The organism is Moorella humiferrea, assembly GCF_039233145.1.
Lineage (GTDB): Bacteria > Bacillota > DSM-521 > Neomoorellales > Neomoorellaceae > Neomoorella > Neomoorella humiferrea.
Genome location: NZ_CP136419.1, coordinates 2,599,367 through 2,615,601, shown reverse-complemented (window position 1 = coordinate 2,615,601; position 16,235 = coordinate 2,599,367). Strand labels below are relative to the sequence as shown.

Here is a 16,235-nt window from a genome sequence, read left to right as displayed (position 1 = left end):
ATTTATACGAAGGCGAAACCGGCCCTTAGCACCTGGCTAAAGGCCGGTACAAGAGTTTTTAGGAGGAGGCAAAAGGAGAATGGCCAAGCAAAAATTTGAACGCAAGAAACCCCACGTGAACGTAGGGACGATAGGGCACGTAGACCACGGTAAGACGACATTGACAGCTGCCATTACCTTCTGTTTAGCGAAGGCAGGGGGAGCGGTACCGACGGCGTACGACCAGATAGACAAGGCGCCGGAAGAGCGGGAACGGGGCATCACCATTGCCACGGCCCACGTAGAGTACGAGACGGAGAAGCGGCACTACGCGCATGTCGACTGTCCGGGGCACGCCGACTACGTGAAGAACATGATCACGGGAGCGGCGCAGATGGACGGGGCGATACTGGTAGTATCGGCGGCGGACGGACCCATGCCGCAGACGCGGGAGCACATTTTGTTAGCGCGGCAGGTAGGGGTACCGTACATTGTAGTATTCATGAACAAAGTAGACCAGGTAGACGACCCCGAGTTATTAGAGCTGGTAGAGATGGAAGTAAGGGAGTTATTGAGCGAATACGAATTTCCCGGGGACGAGATACCGATAGTCAAAGGCAGCGCGCTCAAAGCCATGGAATGCGGATGCGGGAGCCGGGAATGCGAATGGTGCAGCAAGATATGGGAACTGATGGACGCGGTAGACAGCTATATACCCACGCCGGAGCGTGACGTAGACAAACCGTTCCTGATGCCCATAGAAGACGTATTCACGATCACCGGTCGTGGTACGGTAACGACGGGCAGGGTAGAACGCGGCAAAGTAAAGGTAGGGGACGAAGTCGAGATAATCGGCTTAAGGGACCAGGTACGGAAGACGGTAGTGACTGGTGTAGAGATGTTCCGGAAGATCCTGGACGAAGCGGTAGCCGGGGACAACATTGGGACTTTGCTTAGGGGTGTAGAACGGAAGGAAGTAGAACGGGGGATGGTCTTGGCCAAGCCCGGTTCCATCAAGCCCCACACCAAATTCAACGCGGAAGTATACGTACTGACGAAGGAAGAAGGCGGGCGGCACACACCCTTTTTCAACGGCTACCGGCCGCAGTTTTACTTCCGGACGACGGACGTGACTGGGGTAGTGAAGCTACCGGAAGGGGTAGAGATGGTCATGCCCGGGGACAACATCCGGATGAGCATTGAGCTCATTACGCCTATAGCCATTGAAGAGGGTTTACGGTTTGCCATTCGTGAAGGCGGCCGCACCGTCGGCGCCGGCGTCGTTACCGGGATCGTTGAATAATTATCCTGGCAGGGATCAGGCGTTTTGCCTGATCCCGTGCCATGAAGGAGGGAAAACGCCCAATGGCCAGGCAGAAAATCCGCATCCGTCTTAAAGCCTTTGATCACCGCCTGCTGGACCAATCGTCCCAGAAGATCGTCGAGACGGCAAGGCGCACGGGGGCAATTGTTTCCGGCCCCATCCCGCTGCCGACGGAGAAGACCATTTTTACCATACTACGTTCACCCCATGTTAATAAAGATTCCCGGGAGCAATTTGAAATGCGTACCCACAAGCGTTTAATCGACATTCACGAACCGACGCCCAAAACGGTTGACGCATTGATGCGCCTGGATCTCCCGGCAGGGGTTGACATTGAGATCAAACTGTAGGGGGTAGTAACAGGGTGCGCAAAGGTATTTTAGGGAAAAAGCTGGGCATGACCCAGATTTTCGACGAGGCCGGAAGGGCCATACCGGTGACGGTGATCCAGGCCGGTCCCTGCGTCGTGATTCAGAAAAAGACGGTGGAAAACGACGGTTATGCAGCACTGCAGGTCGGCTTTGAACCTGTAAAAGAGAATAAAGTTAACAAGCCGCTGCGGGGGCATTTCAGCAAAGCAGGGGTAACCCCCTTTCGTTATGTGCGGGAACTGCGGCTGGAAGATGCCGAAAATTATCAAGTAGGACAGGAAATTAAAGTCGACATATTCAGCCCCGGCGAAAAAGTCGACGTTACGGGCATATCCAAGGGTAAAGGCTTTGCCGGTGGCATCAAGCGCCACGGTTTTCACCGGGGACCCATGGAACACGGTTCCAAGTATCATCGCCGGCCGGGGTCACTGGCGGCCAAAGGTCCGGCCCGTGTTTTTAAAGGCCGTCGGCTGCCCGGGCATCTCGGCGCAGAAAGGGTTACCGTCCTTGGTCTTGAGGTAGTTAAAAACGATCCGGAACGCAACCTGCTGTTGATCAAGGGTTCTGTACCGGGACCGCGCCGGGGATTGTTGATTATCAAGAATTCGGTTAAGGGAGGCTAAGGCGATGCCCAGAGTAGCCGTGTATAATACGTTAGGCCAGCAGGTCGGGGAGATCGACCTCGACGACCGCGTCTTCGGTGGCGAGGTCAATGAAGCCGTTCTCCACCAGGCGGTCATTATGCAGCTGGCTAGCCGGCGACGGGGTACGGCGTCCACCAAAGGGTGGGCCGAGGTCAGCGGCGGCGGTCGCAAACCCTGGCGCCAGAAGGGTACGGGCCGCGCCAGAGCCGGCAGCATTCGTTCTCCCCTGTGGCGCGGTGGTGCAGTGATTTTCGGACCCAAGCCGCGGGATTATAGTTTTAAATTACCCAAAAAGGTACGCCGCCTGGCACTCAAATCGGCATTGACGGCCAAAGTCCGCGACGGCGAACTAATTGTCCTGGAGGATTTAACACTGACAAAGCCCCGGACCAAGGATATGGTCGCCGTACTAAAGGCCCTGAACGTAAACAACAAAGCCCTTATCGTTACCGCCGGCAATGAGCAAAACGTCGCCCTTTCGGCACGCAACCTGCCGGGGGTTACATGGCTACCAGCCGCGGGACTGAACGTTTACGACATTCTGGCCCACGACAAGCTGGTCATTACTAAAGAAGCCGTATCCAGGGTAGAAGAGGCCCTCTTGCCGGAGGACCAGAAGGCGGTGGCCCAGTAATTTAAAAAACGGTCCTGCCCACAAAACAAAGGAGGTGGCGGCTAGATGCGGGCACCTGAAGAAATAATCCTCCAGCCTCTGGTAACGGAAAAATCGACGGCCCTCATGGCCGAAAACAAATATACCTTTATCGTTGATCGCAACGCCAATAAAATTGAAATCAAAAACGCCATTGAAAAACTGTTTAACGTTAAAGTCCTCAAGGTTAATACTTTAATGGATCGCGGCAAATTACGGCGGGTAGGCCGCTTCGCAGGACGTCAGCCGGACCGGAAGAAAGCTATTGTCACCCTCAGACCGGGCGATAAAATTAAGGTCTTTGAAGGCCTGGAGTAGCTTAAGATCAAGGAGAGAAGCAAGATGGGCATTAAAAAGTTTAAACCGACATCTCCCGGCCTGCGGCAAATGACTGTTTCCACCTTCGAAGAAATCACTGCGGTGGAACCGTATAAACCCCTGGTGGCTCCTTTGAAGAAGACCGGGGGGCGCAACAACCAGGGAAGGCTAACCGTCAGACACCGGGGCGGGGGACATAAACGCCTGTACAGAATAATCGACTTTAAAAGGGATAAAGACGGTATTCCCGGCCGCGTGGAAACAATCGAGTACGATCCCAACCGTTCGGCCAACATCGCCCTGATAAGTTATGCCGACGGGGAAAAACGTTACATCCTGGCGCCGGAAAACCTGCGGGTGGGCGATCAGGTTGTCAGCGGACCGGATGCGGACATCAAAATCGGCAATGCCCTGCCCTTGAGCAGGATTCCCGTAGGCACCCTAGTGCACAACATCGAGCTCAAACCCGGCAAAGGCGGGCAAATGGTCAGGGCTGCCGGAACCAGCGCCCAGCTGATGGCCAAGGAAAACGGCTATGCCCTCTTAAGGCTTCCTTCCGGAGAGCTGCGTAAGGTCAAAGAGGAATGCCGGGCAACCATCGGTCAGGTGGGTAATCTAGACTGGGAAAACATTACCATCGGCAAGGCAGGGCGCAGTCGCTGGCTGGGTATCAGACCGTCGGTGCGGGGCGTAGTTATGAATCCTGTAGACCATCCCCATGGCGGCGGTGAAGGGAAGGCTCCCGTCGGTCGTAAACATCCGGTAACACCGTGGGGCAAGCCGGCCCTTGGCGTAAAGACGCGTAAAAAGCGCAAACCCAGTGACAAGTTGATTGTCAAGCGCCGGAATGGATAAGGGGTGAAAGGAGGTTCCTATATGGGCCGTTCCCTGAAAAAGGGGCCGTATTGTGATGAAAAGCTCCTGAAAAAAATTATCGAAATGAACGAAAAGGGCACGAAACGGGTTATTAAAACCTGGTCGCGCCGTTCGACAATTTTTCCGGAAATGGTGGGACACACCATTGCCGTCCATGACGGGCGCAAGCATGTCCCGATTTATATCACGGAAGACATGGTCGGGCACAAGCTGGGCGAATTTGCCCCCACGCGAGTCTTCCGGGGGCACGGCGCCCACACGGAGCGTTCAACAGCGCTGAAGTAGGGGGTAGACAGATGGAAGCAAGGGCGGTAGCCAAATACATCCGGATTTCCCCGCGGCGCGTCCGCCAGGTAGTCGATTTGATCCGCGGCAAAAGCGTCCGCGAGGCGGAGGCCATTTTAATGGTGACGCCGAAACGGGGGGCCCGGGCGGTGGCCAAAGTGCTGAAGTCGGCCGTCGCCAATGCCGAGCATAATTACGATTTGGACGCCAGCGAATTGGTGGTGACCCGGGCTTACGTCGACGAAGGCCCGACACTCAAGCGCTACCAGCCGCGGGCCATGGGCAGGGCCAATATCCGCCGGAAACGGACCAGCCATATCACTGTGGTGGTTGGGGAAAAGGAGGACTGATTTCGTGGGTCAAAAGGTTCACCCCAAGGGACTACGCCTGGGCATTATCCGCGATTGGGATTCCCGTTGGTACGCCGATAAAGACTATAAAGCTCTGCTCCACGAGGACCTGAAAATCCGCGAGTTCATCAAAAAACGTCTGTATCAGGCCGGTATTGCCAACGTGGAAATTGAGCGGGCTGCCAATCGCGTTAAGGTAATTATCAATACCGCCAGGCCCGGGGTTATCATCGGCCGGGGCGGGTCCGAAGTCGAGGCCTTGCGCCGGGAACTGGAACGTTTAACGGGCAAGCAGATCAATCTCAACATCGTTGAGATCAAAAAGCCGGAGCTCAACGCCCAGCTGGTGGCGGAGAACATAGCCGCCCAGTTGGAAAAGCGGGTTGCCTTCCGGAGGGCCATGAAGCAGGCCGTCAGCCGTGCCATGCGCTTGGGAGCTTTAGGTATTAAAATCGCCTGCGGCGGACGCCTGGCCGGGGCCGAGATCGCGCGGACCGAGTGGTACAGTGAGGGAAAAGTCCCCCTCCACACCCTGCGGGCCGACATCGACTATGGCTTTGCTGAGGCGAGTACCACTTATGGTAAAATAGGTGTCAAGGTTTGGATATATAAAGGCGAAGTTTTACCAGAGAGGGCCAAGGTGCAGGAAGGGGGCCGCAAATAATGTTAATGCCCAAAAGGGTCAAATACCGTAAACCCCACCGGCCGGGCACCAAAGGCAAGGCGACCCGGGGGAACGAGATCCAGTTCGGGGAATACGGGCTGCAGGCCCTGGAGCCCGCGTGGGTTACCAGCCGTCAAATAGAGGCCGCTCGTATCGCCATGACCCGTTATATCAAGCGCGGCGGCAAAGTTTGGATAAAAATCTTTCCCGACACGCCGATTACCGCCAAACCTGCGGAAACCCGCATGGGGAGCGGCAAAGGGGCGCCGGAATACTGGGTTGCCGTAGTAAAACCGGGTCGCATTCTTTTTGAGATGGCCGGTGTCAGCGAAGAAGTGGCCCGCGAGGCAATGCGATTGGCCTCCCACAAGCTGCCAATCAAAACCAAGTTTGTAAAACGGTCGGAACTGGGTGGTGAGGTCAATGAAGGCTAAAGAGATTCGGGAATTGACCACGGAGGAACTGCTGCAGAAAGTAGGTGAGCTGAAGCAGGAACTTTTCAACCTGCGCTTTCAGCTGGCCACAGGACAGATGGACAATCCCATGCGTTTGCGTGAGGTTCGTCGCAGCATCGCCCGGGCCAAAACAATATTGCGGGAACGGGAGCTAAAACAGGGCCGGGCATAAAAATCGATACAGAAAGGGGGCAGGCCTGGTGGAAAGAAACCAAAGGAAAACACGAGTCGGCAGCGTGGTAAGCGATAAAATGGACAAAACCGTGGTGGTGGCCGTAGAGAGCCGCGTGCGCCATCCGCTGCTTGGCAAGATCATCCGCAAGACCAAGAAATTCAAGGCCCATGACGAAAAAAACGAATGCCGCGTCGGCGATAAAGTTTTAATTATGGAGACGCGACCCTTGAGCAAGGAAAAACGCTGGCGAGTAGTTGAGATATTAGAAAAAGCTAAATAACCCCTCGAAAATCGCCGGGAAGGAGGTATAGCATGATCCAGCAGCAGACGATCCTTAAAGTCGGCGACAACACCGGCGCCAGAAAGTTGATGTGTATCCGGGTCCTTGGCGGTTCCAAAAGGCGGTACGCCAGTGTTGGTGACGTCATCATAGCCTCCGTAAAAGAGGCCACGCCAGGGGGCGTGGTTAAAAAGGGAGACGTCGTACGGGCGGTTGTCGTGAGGACAACCAAAGCCATCAAACGCGAGGATGGCTCCTATATCCGTTTCAATGAAAATGCGGCGGTAATCATCAACGAGCAAAACAATCCGCGGGGAACGCGTATCTTTGGCCCGGTCGCCAGAGAGTTGCGGGAAAAGGATTTTATGAAGATCATTTCCCTGGCGCCGGAAGTGTTGTAAGCTAAGGAGGTGGCGCTGGAATGGCTCCAGTTAAAGTCCACGTAAAAAAAGGCGACCTGGTCATGGTTATTACCGGTAAAGACGCCGGAAAGAAAGGAAAGGTCTTGAGCGTCGATCGTACGAAGGGCCGGGTCATCGTTGAAGGGGTAAATATTGTCAAACGGCACACCCGCCCTACGCCGAAAATGCCCCAGGGAGGCATCATTGAAAAAGAAGCCCCGGTGGCCAGCAGTAACGTCATGCTTTTCTGTAGCAAATGTAACAGGCCTACCAGAATCGGCAAACAGTTTCTCGCCGATGGGACAAAGACCAGGGTGTGCAAGAAGTGTGGCGAAGTAATCGATTAGCCCAGGTAAAGGAGGGCTGGCTTTGGCTAGGCTGAAAGAAAAATACCTAAAAGAAATACGCAAACACATGCAGGAAAAATTCGGCTATAAAAATGTAATGGAAATCCCGAAGCTGGAAAAAATAGTCGTTAATATGGGCGTGGGCGAGGCGACCCAGAATCCCAAGGCTATCGACAGCGCCGTGCAAGACTTGATGGCCATAACCGGCCAGAAACCGGTGGTCACCAAGGCGAAAAAATCTATTGCGGCCTTTAAACTCCGTCAGGGAAACAGCATCGGCTGCAAGGTGACCCTGCGGGGCGACAGGATGTATGAATTCCTCGACCGCCTGATTAATGTAGCCCTGCCCAGGGTGCGCGACTTTCAGGGCGTATCGCCCCATGCCTTTGACGGGCGCGGCAATTATTCTCTGGGACTGCGGGAGCAGCTGATTTTCCCGGAAATCGAGTATGACAAGATTGATAAGACCCGGGGACTGGAAATAACCATGGTGACTACGGCTAAAAGCGACGAGGAAGCGCGGGAACTCCTGCGCGCCTTTGGCATGCCGTTCCGGGAGCACTGAAAAGGAGGAAGCCCATGGCCAAGAAGTCATTACGCGTTAAACAAGCACGTCCACAGAAATTTAAAGTACGCGCCTACAATCGGTGCCTGCGCTGCGGTCGTCCCCGCGCCTACATGCGGAAGTTCGGCCTGTGCCGCATATGTTTCCGCGAGCTGGCCTACAAGGGAGAGCTTCCTGGCATAGTAAAGGCCAGCTGGTAAGTGCGGGACACAAGGAAGGGGGTAGCTCAAGTTGATGACCGATCCCATTGCGGATTTCCTGACCCGCATCCGCAACGCCAATATGGTGTACCAGGAAAAGGTAGAAGTTCCGGCATCCAAGATGAAGCGGGCCATAGCCGAAATCATGAAGAATGAAGGCTACATCAAGAACTATGAGTATATAGAAGACGGCAAGCAGGGGATTTTAAGGATTTACCTCAAGTACGGCCCCAACAAGGAAAAGGTTATTACCGGGATAAAACGCATCAGTCGCCCGGGACTGCGCATTTATGCGCGCAAAGGCGAAATTCCCAAGGTACTGGGCGGACTGGGCGTGGCCATAATTTCTACCAGCAAAGGTGTATTAACGGATAAGCAGGCCCGCCGGGAAGGTGTCGGCGGCGAAGTCATCTGCTATATCTGGTAAGGCTGGAGGTGGTTCAGTGTCACGTGTCGGCAGAAAGCCGGTCCAGATACCGGCAGGGGTAGAAGTCAGTATAGACGGCAATACGGTAACGGTCAAGGGCCCTAAAGGACAGCTTACCCGTTCCTTTCCGGCGGAAATTACCATCAGCCGGGATGGGGATCAATTAAAGGTCAGCCGGCCCTCAGATGCCAAGCCCCATCGAGCCCTGCACGGCCTGTCCAGGGCCCTGCTGCAGAATATGGTCGACGGCGTCACTAAAGGATTTCAGAAAAGCCTGGAGCTGGTAGGGGTAGGATACCGCGCCGCCAAACAGGGCAATAAACTGGTGCTCACGGTAGGTTATTCCCATCCCGTAGAAATAGTCCCCGGCGACGGTCTGGAGATCGAAGTACCGGCACCCAACAAAGTGATCGTTAAGGGCATTGATAAAGAGGCTGTAGGGGCGCTGGCGGCCAACATCCGCGACGTTCGTCCCCCGGAGCCCTACAAGGGCAAGGGTATTAAATATGAAGACGAATATATCCGGCGCAAAGTCGGTAAGACCGGCGCCAAGGGCGGTAAAAAGTAGGGGGTAAAGGAATGTTCAAGAGGATAGACCGTAAGGCCACGCGACGGCGCAAACATCTCAGGGTGAGGCGGCGGATTATGGGTACTTCCGAACGGCCCCGCTTAAGCGTCTATCGCAGCCTGCGCCATATGTATGCCCAGATTATAGATGATACCCGCGGCGTCACCCTGGTGGCCGCTTCAACCCTTGATCCGGCCCTTAAAAGTCTGGAAGCTACGGGCAACAAAGAAGCGGCCAAAAAAGTAGGCGAACTCATTGCCCAGAAGGCCCTGGCCAAAGGCATCAAAAAGGTAGTTTTCGACCGCGGCGGTAATATTTACCACGGCCGTATAGCCGCCCTGGCAGAAGGCGCCAGGGAAGCAGGTCTGGAGTTTTAGGGGGGAAGGAGGGGAAAAATGGCGCGCGTTGAAAATAAGGACATGGAATTAACGGAAAAGGTTGTCCACGTCAATCGTGTAGCCAAAGTGGTCAAAGGTGGGCGGCGTTTCAGTTTTTCCGCCCTGGTTGTAGTCGGCGACGGTAAAGGCCACGTGGGCGCCGGATTGGGCAAGGCCAGCGAAGTACCGGAAGCCATTCGTAAAGGCATAGAAGATGCCAAAAAGAATCTAATCAAAGTACCCATGGTGGGTACGACCATTCCCCATGAGATAATCGGCCATTTCGGTGCCGGTAAGGTGTTGTTAAAGCCGGCGGCCCCTGGTACCGGCGTCATTGCCGGCGGACCGGTCAGGGCGGTGCTGGAAGCTGCCGGTATCAAAGACATTCTGACCAAAAGTTTGGGTTCGGCCAACCCCAACAACGTTGTTTACGCCACCCTCGAGGGCTTAAAAGGCCTTAAAAGGGCTGAAGAAGTTGCCCGTCTCAGGGGTAAGACGGTGGCCGAGCTGCTGGGCTAGGAGGAGACGGCATTGGCAAACCTGAAAATTACCCTGGTGAGAAGCCTGATCGGCCGTCCTGAAACCGAAAGGAAAACGGCCCAGGCTTTAGGTCTTAAAAAACTACACCATTCGGTAGTTCGACCGGACACGCCGGCAGTCAGGGGCCAGATTAAGAAACTGGCCCATCTGGTAAAGTACGAGGTAGTAGAGTAGGAGGTGACAGGGATGCGGCTCCACGAGCTACATCCAGCTCCGGGTTCACGGTTTAAGCCTACCCGGGTGGGCCGGGGGATCGGTTCCGGCCTGGGCAAAACCGCCGGGCGGGGGCATAAAGGCCAGAAGGCCCGCTCCGGGGGCGGCGTCCGCAGGGGCTTTGAAGGCGGTCAGATGCCCTTAAGCCGCCGGTTGCCCAAAAGGGGTTTTACTAATAAATTCGCCCGTACCCTGGCCGTCGTCAACGTCGGCGAATTGGAACGTTTCGAGCCAGATACAGTTGTTACCCCGGAGATCCTGGCCCGGGCCGGCCTTGTCAAGCAGGCCCGTGACGGCGTTAAAATCCTGGGCGATGGGGAAATTACCAAGCCCCTTACCGTCAGGGTTCAGGCCGCCAGCCGCCAGGCCATCGCTAAGATTGAGGCCGCTGGCGGTAAAGTTGAGGTGATGTAAGTGCTGAATACCCTGGCCAGCGCCTGGAAGCTGGAAGACCTGCGCAAAAAAATACTTTTTACCATAATGATGTTTATTGTCTTCCGGCTGGGAGCACATGTACCCCTTCCTGGTATAAACAACGCCGTCCTGCAGGAATTGGTGCGCGGCGGCACCATTTTAGGTTTCTTTGACGTCATTTCCGGTGGTGCCTTCAAACGCTTTACCGTATTTGCCATGGGCATTATGCCCTACATCAATGCCTCTATCATCATGCAACTGTTGACGGTAGTTATTCCCGCTCTGGAACGCCTGGCCAAAGAGGATATTGAAGGGCGCAAGAAAATTGTTCAGTACACCCGGTACGGGACAGTTATCCTGGGGCTCCTCCAGTCCCTGGGCATGGCCCTGTACCTGGCACGTTCAGGCGCTTTTTTAAGGCCGGGGCTGCACAATTATTTTGTAGTTGCCGTAATGCTCACGGCGGGCACGGCCTTCCTCATGTGGCTGGGAGAACTGATTACGGAAAGGGGCATTGGCAACGGCATTTCCCTGATTATTTTTGCCGGCATTGTCTCCCGGCTGCCGGCCGGTGCCGTTAGCCTGTACCAGTATTTAGTTTCCGGCGAAGTAAGCATTATATCCCTCCTTCTCTTTGTCGTGATTGCCGTGGTAGTCATTGCCGCGGTGGTGGCCATTCAGCAGGGGGAGAGGCGGATTACGGTCCAGTACGCCAAGAGGGTGGTCGGCAGGCGGATATACGGCGGTCAGAGCACCCATATTCCCCTGAAGGTAAACCAGGCCGGGGTTATCCCCGTAATTTTCGCCATGTCCATCCTGATGTTTCCCAGCACCCTGGCTTCCTGGTTTCCGCACAGCAGTCTGGCCCAGGCCATCGTCAGGTTTTTTGACCCGCGGTCGGCTCTGTATATGTTCCTGTACGCCTTGCTGATTATTTTCTTCACCTATTTTTACACGGCAGTGACCTTTAATCCCCAGGATGTGGCCGACAACATGAAAAAGTACGGCGGCTTCATTCCGGGACTGCGGCCGGGCAGGCCCACTGCCGAATATATTGAGAGGATCTTAACCCGCCTCACCCTGGCCGGAGCCGTATTCCTGGCCTTTATAGCAGTATTGCCCAATATTTTAATGGCCGTCACCGGCATCAACGTATACTTCGGCGGCACCTCCCTTTTGATAGTAGTCGGTGTGGCTCTGGAAACAATGAAACAGCTGGAGTCCCACCTCTTGTTGCGGCACTACCAAGGGTTTATGAAATAAATTTCGGGGGGCCGTAAAAATGCGCTTGGTATTGCTGGGGCCGCCCGGTGCCGGTAAGGGCACCCAGGCGGGCATCATCTGCAAAAGACTGGATATTCCCCACATATCGTCGGGGGATATGTTCCGGCAGGCCATTAAGGAAGGCACGGAACTTGGCCGCCGTGCGGAACAGTACATGCAGAGCGGCAACCTCGTACCTGATGCAGTGACCGTCGGTCTGGTACAGGAGCGCCTGAGCAAATCCGACTGCCGCCGGGGGTTTTTGCTCGACGGTTTCCCGCGTACGGTCCCCCAGGCCGAAGCCCTTGATGCCTGGCTGGAGGATCGCAACGAAAGGCTGGAGGCAGTTATCGACATCGAGGTGCCCCGGGAAGAGCTCCTCAGACGCCTGACGGGGCGCAGAATCTGCAGCCAATGCGGCGCCACCTACCACCTGCAGTATAATCCCCCCCGGGAAGCAGGCAAATGCGATATCTGCGGCGGTGAGCTTATCCAGCGGGACGACGATACTGCGGCAACGGTGGAAAAAAGACTGAATGTATACAGGGAACAAACGGAGCCCCTCGTCCTTTACTATCGCCGCCGCGGCCTTTTACGGGAAATCGACGGCAGTGGGGATATTACGGCCGTCACCACCGCCATAGGCGCCGCCCTGGGAAGAGACTGGCGATGATTATTTTAAAATCGCGTCGGGAAATCGCCCTGATGCGGGAAGCCGGCCGGGTTGTGGCCCTTACCCTGGCCAAGTTGAAAGAGCATATTTCACCCGGGGTGACGACGGCGGAACTGGATCGGATAGCCGAGGAGTATATTCGGAAACATGACGCCGTTCCGGCTTTTAAGGGATACCAAGGTTTCCCGGCCAGCATATGCGCCTCAATCAATGAAGAAGTGGTGCACGGCATTCCAGGTTTAAAGGAACTGGCGGAAGGGGATATTATTAGTATTGACATTGGTGCGGTAAAAAATGGGTACGTAGGTGATGCGGCGGCAACTTTTCCAGTAGGTGATATTGATTCTGAAAAAAAGCACCTGCTGGCGGTTACCGAAGCCGCCCTGTACGAAGGTATTAAGAAGGCCGTCCCGGGAAACCGGCTGACGGATATATCACATGCCATTCAGACTTTCGTCGAAAAGAACGGCCTCGCAGTAGTCCGCGACTATGTAGGCCATGGTATCGGCCGGGCAATGCATGAAGACCCCCAGGTGCCGAATTTTGGTCCCCCCGGTTACGGTCCCCGTCTCCGGGAAGGCATGGTTCTGGCCATCGAGCCCATGGTAAATGCCGGTACCCATGAGGTTTATACCCTGGCCAATCGCTGGACGGTGGTGACCAGGGATAAAAAACCTTCGGCGCACTTTGAGCATACGGTAGCCATCACGGATAACGGACCGGAAATTTTGACGCTGCTCTAGGTCAAACTGGAGGTGGAGGCGAAGATATGCCGGCAGATGAACTCAAGGTGGGACAGCTGGTGTTCTCCCGGGCCGGGCGTGACCGCGGGCGGCCCTTTCTGGTGTGGCGACTGGCCGGCCCCACGCGGGTCTATCTGGTCGACGGCCGCCTGCGGCGCACCGGCAAACCCAAGTTAAAAAATGTCCTCCATGTCCAGCCGGTCAACCGCGTGGCGACGGGGATCGCCGAACGGTTGCAGAAGGGAGAAGACGTTACCGATGCCGAAGTACGGCGGGCTATTGCCCAGCTCTTAGAGACTGAGCAGGCTTGAGAAGGAGGGGTTTATTTGGCCAAAGAGGATGTCATTGAGGTAGAAGGTACGGTAATCGAACCCCTGCCCAATGCCATGTTTCGGGTAGAGCTGGCCAATGGGCACAGGGTGCTGGCCCATGTTTCCGGCAAGATCCGCATGAATTTTATTCGTATTTTGCCGGGGGATCGAGTACTGGTGGAATTATCGCCCTATGATTTAAACCGGGGACGAATTGTGTACCGCTATAAATAAGCTGCAACAGCTGGGAGGGTTTAATTTGAAAGTCAAACCTTCAGTCCGGCCTATTTGCGAGAAGTGCAAGATCATTAAACGCAAGGGCCGGGTAATGGTAATATGTGAAAATCCCAAACACAAACAAAAACAGGGTTAGACAGGGGGTACGGCGTAAATGGCAAGGATTGCCGGGGTAGACCTTCCCCGGGACAAACGGGTGGAAATTGCCCTGACATATATTTACGGGATCGGCAGGCCCATGGCCAATAAGATTTTGGCGGCCACGGCCGTCAACCCCGATACACGGGTCAAAGATCTTACGGAAGAAGAAGTTAACCGTCTCCGCGAATATATCGACAAAAATCTAACGGTCGAGGGAGATCTGCGACGGGAAGTAGCCCTGAACATTAAAAGGCTGATGGAAATCGGATGTTACCGCGGGCTACGGCACCGCCGGGGGTTGCCGGTACGCGGTCAACGTACCAAGACCAATGCCCGCACGCGCAAAGGACCTCGTAAAACCGTGGGTGTACGGCGTAAGAAGTAGGGGGGAGAAGATATGCCACGGAAAACTGCCCGGCCACGCCGGCGGGAGCGCAAGAATATTGAAAGCGGCGTGGCCCACATTAAATCAACCTTTAACAACACCCTGGTAACGATTACCGACAAAAACGGCAACACCATAGCCTGGGCCAGCGCTGGGACGGTAGGATTTAAAGGTTCGCGCAAAAGCACGCCCTTTGCCGCCCAGATGGCGGCCGAAGCCGCCGCCAAACAGGCTATGGAGCACGGAATGCGGGAAGTGGAATGTTACGTGAAAGGCCCGGGAGCCGGTCGGGAAGCAGCCATTCGTTCCCTGCAGGCCGCAGGCCTGGAAGTCAGCGTAATAAAGGACGTAACCCCCATACCCCACAATGGCTGCCGGCCTCCTAAGAGGCGTCGAGTATAAGGTTAATACTCTTAAAAAGCCACTGGCAGGGAGGTAATATTTTGGCAAGGTATAAAAACGCTACCTGTCGCCTGTGCCGGAGGGAAGGCATAAAGCTTTTCTTGAAAGGCGATCGTTGTTATTCAGATAAATGTGCCATAGCCCGGCGTTCTTACGCGCCCGGTCAGCACGGGCAGGCCAGGAAAAAGCTTTCCGAATACGGCCTACAGCTCAGGGAAAAGCAGAAGGCACGCCGCATTTACGGCGTATTGGAACGCCAGTTCAGCAACTACTTTGAGAAAGCCGAGCGCATGAAGGGCGTGACCGGCGAAAACCTGTTGATTCTTCTGGAAAGGCGTTTGGATAACGTCGTTTACCGCCTGGGATTTGCCGATTCCCGCGCCCAGGCAAGGCAGTTGGTGCGCCACGGTCATTTTACGGTCAACGGTAAGAAGGTAGACATTCCTTCTTATCTTGTGCGTCCAGGAGATGTCATTGCCGTCCGGGAAAAGAGCAAGGAGAGCCCCCTTTTCAAGGATATTGCCGCTGCGGCGGCCCACCGGACGGTACCGGCATGGCTGCAGGCCGACGCGGCCGCGCTGGAGGGTCGTGTCCTCGCCCTGCCCAGCCGGGAACAGATCGATGTTCCGGTACAAGAACACCTCATCGTTGAGCTTTACTCCAAGTAAGCGCCTGGCTGGATGAGCTCACGAGAAGGAGGGGAACAATGCTCGAAATAGAACGGCCTAGGATTGAATGCCAGGAGATATCTAACAAGTACGGGCGGTTTGTAGTTGAACCCCTGGAACGGGGTTATGGCATCACCCTGGGTAACTCCCTGCGGCGGGTCCTCCTTTCTTCGCTGCCCGGGGCCGCCGTAACTACCGTAAAAATCGAAGGGGTGCTCCACGAATTTTCTACCATCCCCGGGGTGGTGGAAGATACCACGGAGATTATTTTAAACATCAAATCCCTGGCCCTTAAGCTCCACGGCGACGAACCCCGGGTTATCCGCATTGAAGCCGAGGACGAGGGGGAAGTTACGGCAGCCGATATTATTACCGGCGCCGACGTCGAGATACTAAACCCCGAGCTGCATATAGCCACCCTGGAAAGGGGCGGCCGCCTTTTCATGGAAATGACGGTAGAAAAAGGCCGGGGTTATGTCAGCGCGGAAAAAAATAAAAAGGAAGACCAACCCATAGGGATTATTCCCGTGGATTCCCTTTTTTCACCGGTGCATAAGGTGAATTACCAAGTGGAAAACACCCGGGTGGGCCAGGTAACCGACTACGACAAGCTTACCCTGGAAGTATGGACCGACGGAACCATTGCCCCTGATGAGGCAGTGAGCTCGGCAGCCAAGATTCTTATTGAACACATTCGCCTTTTTTTAGGTTTGACTGAGCGCGTCAGCGATGAAGTCACCATGGTGGAGAAAGAAGAGGATAGCAAAGATCGCCTCATGGACATGTCCATTGAGGAACTCGATCTTTCGGTGCGTTCCTATAATTGCTTAAAGCGGGCGGGCATCAATACCGTCGGCGAGCTTTTGCAGCGGACGGAAGAGGATATGATGAAGGTACGTAACCTCGGCAAAAAATCCCTGGAAGAAGTAACGCAAAAGCTCGCAGAACTTGGCCTGTCCCTGCGGCAAAGCGATGGATAAGGGGTGA

Annotated in this window: 32 protein-coding genes; all 32 read left to right on the top strand. The window is 55.1% G+C overall.

Annotated elements, in window-relative coordinates:
* Positions 1–79 precede the first annotated feature (79 nt).
* The gene (gene tuf / locus MHFGQ_RS13565) at positions 80–1,282 is read left to right on the top strand and encodes an elongation factor Tu (RefSeq protein ID WP_106006347.1); all 1,203 of its coding nucleotides are present in this window, start codon (positions 80–82) and stop codon (positions 1,280–1,282) included.
* A 62-nt stretch (positions 1,283–1,344) separates the two neighbouring features.
* Entirely contained in the window at positions 1,345–1,653 is a 309-nt protein-coding gene (rpsJ, locus tag MHFGQ_RS13560; protein WP_106006346.1) for a 30S ribosomal protein S10, read from the top strand.
* 14 nt (positions 1,654–1,667) lie between these two features.
* Positions 1,668–2,297, top strand: a complete 630-nt coding sequence (rplC, locus tag MHFGQ_RS13555; protein ID WP_106006345.1) for a 50S ribosomal protein L3 — start codon at positions 1,668–1,670, stop codon at positions 2,295–2,297.
* Between the two features lie 4 nt (positions 2,298–2,301).
* Positions 2,302–2,952 (top strand): 50S ribosomal protein L4, encoded by a 651-nt coding sequence (gene rplD / locus MHFGQ_RS13550; protein WP_106006344.1) that lies wholly within the window; start codon positions 2,302–2,304, stop codon positions 2,950–2,952.
* Positions 2,953–2,997: 45 nt separating this feature from the next.
* On the top strand, positions 2,998–3,288 hold the full coding sequence (gene rplW, locus MHFGQ_RS13545; RefSeq protein WP_106006343.1) for a 50S ribosomal protein L23: 291 nt from the start codon (positions 2,998–3,000) through the stop codon (positions 3,286–3,288).
* Positions 3,289–3,312: 24 nt separating this feature from the next.
* A complete protein-coding gene (gene rplB, locus MHFGQ_RS13540; protein ID WP_106006342.1) occupies positions 3,313–4,143 on the top strand; it encodes a 50S ribosomal protein L2 in 831 nt (276 codons plus the stop codon).
* 21 nt (positions 4,144–4,164) lie between these two features.
* Positions 4,165–4,449: a 30S ribosomal protein S19 gene (gene rpsS / locus MHFGQ_RS13535; RefSeq protein ID WP_106006341.1), complete on the top strand. Its 285-nt coding sequence runs from the start codon at positions 4,165–4,167 to the stop codon at positions 4,447–4,449.
* A gap of 11 nt (positions 4,450–4,460) precedes the next feature.
* Positions 4,461–4,799: a 50S ribosomal protein L22 gene (rplV, locus tag MHFGQ_RS13530; protein ID WP_106006340.1), complete on the top strand. Its 339-nt coding sequence runs from the start codon at positions 4,461–4,463 to the stop codon at positions 4,797–4,799.
* 4 nt (positions 4,800–4,803) lie between these two features.
* Positions 4,804–5,463, top strand: coding sequence for a 30S ribosomal protein S3 (gene rpsC, locus MHFGQ_RS13525; RefSeq protein ID WP_106006339.1), 660 nt, complete (start codon positions 4,804–4,806; stop codon positions 5,461–5,463).
* Positions 5,463–5,897, top strand: coding sequence for a 50S ribosomal protein L16 (rplP, locus tag MHFGQ_RS13520; protein ID WP_106006338.1), 435 nt, complete (start codon positions 5,463–5,465; stop codon positions 5,895–5,897). Before rpsC ends, rplP begins: the two co-directional genes overlap by 1 nt.
* Positions 5,887–6,090, top strand: coding sequence for a 50S ribosomal protein L29 (gene rpmC / locus MHFGQ_RS13515; RefSeq protein WP_106006337.1), 204 nt, complete (start codon positions 5,887–5,889; stop codon positions 6,088–6,090). The genes rplP and rpmC overlap by 11 nt, the downstream gene beginning before the upstream one ends.
* 28 nt (positions 6,091–6,118) lie before the next feature.
* Positions 6,119–6,373 carry a 30S ribosomal protein S17 gene (gene rpsQ, locus MHFGQ_RS13510; RefSeq protein WP_106006336.1) on the top strand — a complete coding sequence of 85 codons (255 nt, stop codon included), beginning with the start codon at positions 6,119–6,121 and terminating at the stop codon, positions 6,371–6,373.
* Between the two features lie 32 nt (positions 6,374–6,405).
* Complete coding sequence (rplN, locus tag MHFGQ_RS13505) at positions 6,406–6,774, top strand: 50S ribosomal protein L14 (RefSeq protein WP_106006335.1); 369 nt, start codon at positions 6,406–6,408, stop codon at positions 6,772–6,774.
* Between the two features lie 20 nt (positions 6,775–6,794).
* On the top strand, positions 6,795–7,121 hold the full coding sequence (gene rplX, locus MHFGQ_RS13500) for a 50S ribosomal protein L24 (RefSeq protein ID WP_106006334.1): 327 nt from the start codon (positions 6,795–6,797) through the stop codon (positions 7,119–7,121).
* Between the two features lie 22 nt (positions 7,122–7,143).
* Positions 7,144–7,686 carry a 50S ribosomal protein L5 gene (rplE, locus tag MHFGQ_RS13495; RefSeq protein WP_106006333.1) on the top strand — a complete coding sequence of 181 codons (543 nt, stop codon included), beginning with the start codon at positions 7,144–7,146 and terminating at the stop codon, positions 7,684–7,686.
* Positions 7,687–7,700: 14 nt separating this feature from the next.
* Positions 7,701–7,886 (top strand): type Z 30S ribosomal protein S14, encoded by a 186-nt coding sequence (locus MHFGQ_RS13490; protein ID WP_106006332.1) that lies wholly within the window; start codon positions 7,701–7,703, stop codon positions 7,884–7,886.
* Positions 7,887–7,920: 34 nt separating this feature from the next.
* Positions 7,921–8,313, top strand: coding sequence for a 30S ribosomal protein S8 (gene rpsH, locus MHFGQ_RS13485; protein WP_106006363.1), 393 nt, complete (start codon positions 7,921–7,923; stop codon positions 8,311–8,313).
* Positions 8,314–8,329: 16 nt separating this feature from the next.
* On the top strand, positions 8,330–8,881 hold the full coding sequence (rplF, locus tag MHFGQ_RS13480) for a 50S ribosomal protein L6 (RefSeq protein WP_106006331.1): 552 nt from the start codon (positions 8,330–8,332) through the stop codon (positions 8,879–8,881).
* An 11-nt stretch (positions 8,882–8,892) separates the two neighbouring features.
* On the top strand, positions 8,893–9,258 hold the full coding sequence (rplR, locus tag MHFGQ_RS13475; protein WP_106006330.1) for a 50S ribosomal protein L18: 366 nt from the start codon (positions 8,893–8,895) through the stop codon (positions 9,256–9,258).
* A gap of 18 nt (positions 9,259–9,276) precedes the next feature.
* Entirely contained in the window at positions 9,277–9,777 is a 501-nt protein-coding gene (gene rpsE / locus MHFGQ_RS13470; RefSeq protein ID WP_106006329.1) for a 30S ribosomal protein S5, read from the top strand.
* Positions 9,778–9,789: 12 nt separating this feature from the next.
* Positions 9,790–9,972 (top strand): 50S ribosomal protein L30, encoded by a 183-nt coding sequence (gene rpmD, locus MHFGQ_RS13465; protein WP_106006328.1) that lies wholly within the window; start codon positions 9,790–9,792, stop codon positions 9,970–9,972.
* Positions 9,973–9,984: 12 nt separating this feature from the next.
* Positions 9,985–10,425 (top strand): 50S ribosomal protein L15, encoded by a 441-nt coding sequence (gene rplO, locus MHFGQ_RS13460; RefSeq protein ID WP_106006327.1) that lies wholly within the window; start codon positions 9,985–9,987, stop codon positions 10,423–10,425.
* Positions 10,426–11,688 (top strand): preprotein translocase subunit SecY, encoded by a 1,263-nt coding sequence (gene secY / locus MHFGQ_RS13455; RefSeq protein ID WP_106006326.1) that lies wholly within the window; start codon positions 10,426–10,428, stop codon positions 11,686–11,688.
* Positions 11,689–11,707: 19 nt separating this feature from the next.
* Positions 11,708–12,361 carry an adenylate kinase gene (locus MHFGQ_RS13450; protein ID WP_106006325.1) on the top strand — a complete coding sequence of 218 codons (654 nt, stop codon included), beginning with the start codon at positions 11,708–11,710 and terminating at the stop codon, positions 12,359–12,361.
* Entirely contained in the window at positions 12,358–13,104 is a 747-nt protein-coding gene (map, locus tag MHFGQ_RS13445; RefSeq protein WP_106006324.1) for a type I methionyl aminopeptidase, read from the top strand. The genes MHFGQ_RS13450 and map overlap by 4 nt, the downstream gene beginning before the upstream one ends.
* A 26-nt stretch (positions 13,105–13,130) precedes the next feature.
* Positions 13,131–13,415: a KOW domain-containing RNA-binding protein gene (locus tag MHFGQ_RS13440; protein WP_106006323.1), complete on the top strand. Its 285-nt coding sequence runs from the start codon at positions 13,131–13,133 to the stop codon at positions 13,413–13,415.
* Between the two features lie 15 nt (positions 13,416–13,430).
* Positions 13,431–13,649, top strand: a complete 219-nt coding sequence (gene infA / locus MHFGQ_RS13435) for a translation initiation factor IF-1 (protein ID WP_106006322.1) — start codon at positions 13,431–13,433, stop codon at positions 13,647–13,649.
* A 25-nt stretch (positions 13,650–13,674) separates the two neighbouring features.
* The gene (rpmJ, locus tag MHFGQ_RS13430) at positions 13,675–13,788 is read left to right on the top strand and encodes a 50S ribosomal protein L36 (protein ID WP_106006321.1); all 114 of its coding nucleotides are present in this window, start codon (positions 13,675–13,677) and stop codon (positions 13,786–13,788) included.
* An 18-nt stretch (positions 13,789–13,806) separates the two neighbouring features.
* On the top strand, positions 13,807–14,178 hold the full coding sequence (rpsM, locus tag MHFGQ_RS13425) for a 30S ribosomal protein S13 (RefSeq protein WP_106006320.1): 372 nt from the start codon (positions 13,807–13,809) through the stop codon (positions 14,176–14,178).
* Between the two features lie 12 nt (positions 14,179–14,190).
* A complete protein-coding gene (gene rpsK, locus MHFGQ_RS13420; protein ID WP_106006319.1) occupies positions 14,191–14,580 on the top strand; it encodes a 30S ribosomal protein S11 in 390 nt (129 codons plus the stop codon).
* 41 nt (positions 14,581–14,621) lie between these two features.
* A complete protein-coding gene (gene rpsD, locus MHFGQ_RS13415) occupies positions 14,622–15,248 on the top strand; it encodes a 30S ribosomal protein S4 (RefSeq protein ID WP_106006318.1) in 627 nt (208 codons plus the stop codon).
* A 38-nt stretch (positions 15,249–15,286) separates the two neighbouring features.
* On the top strand, positions 15,287–16,228 hold the full coding sequence (locus MHFGQ_RS13410) for a DNA-directed RNA polymerase subunit alpha (protein WP_106006317.1): 942 nt from the start codon (positions 15,287–15,289) through the stop codon (positions 16,226–16,228).
* Positions 16,229–16,235 lie beyond the last annotated feature (7 nt).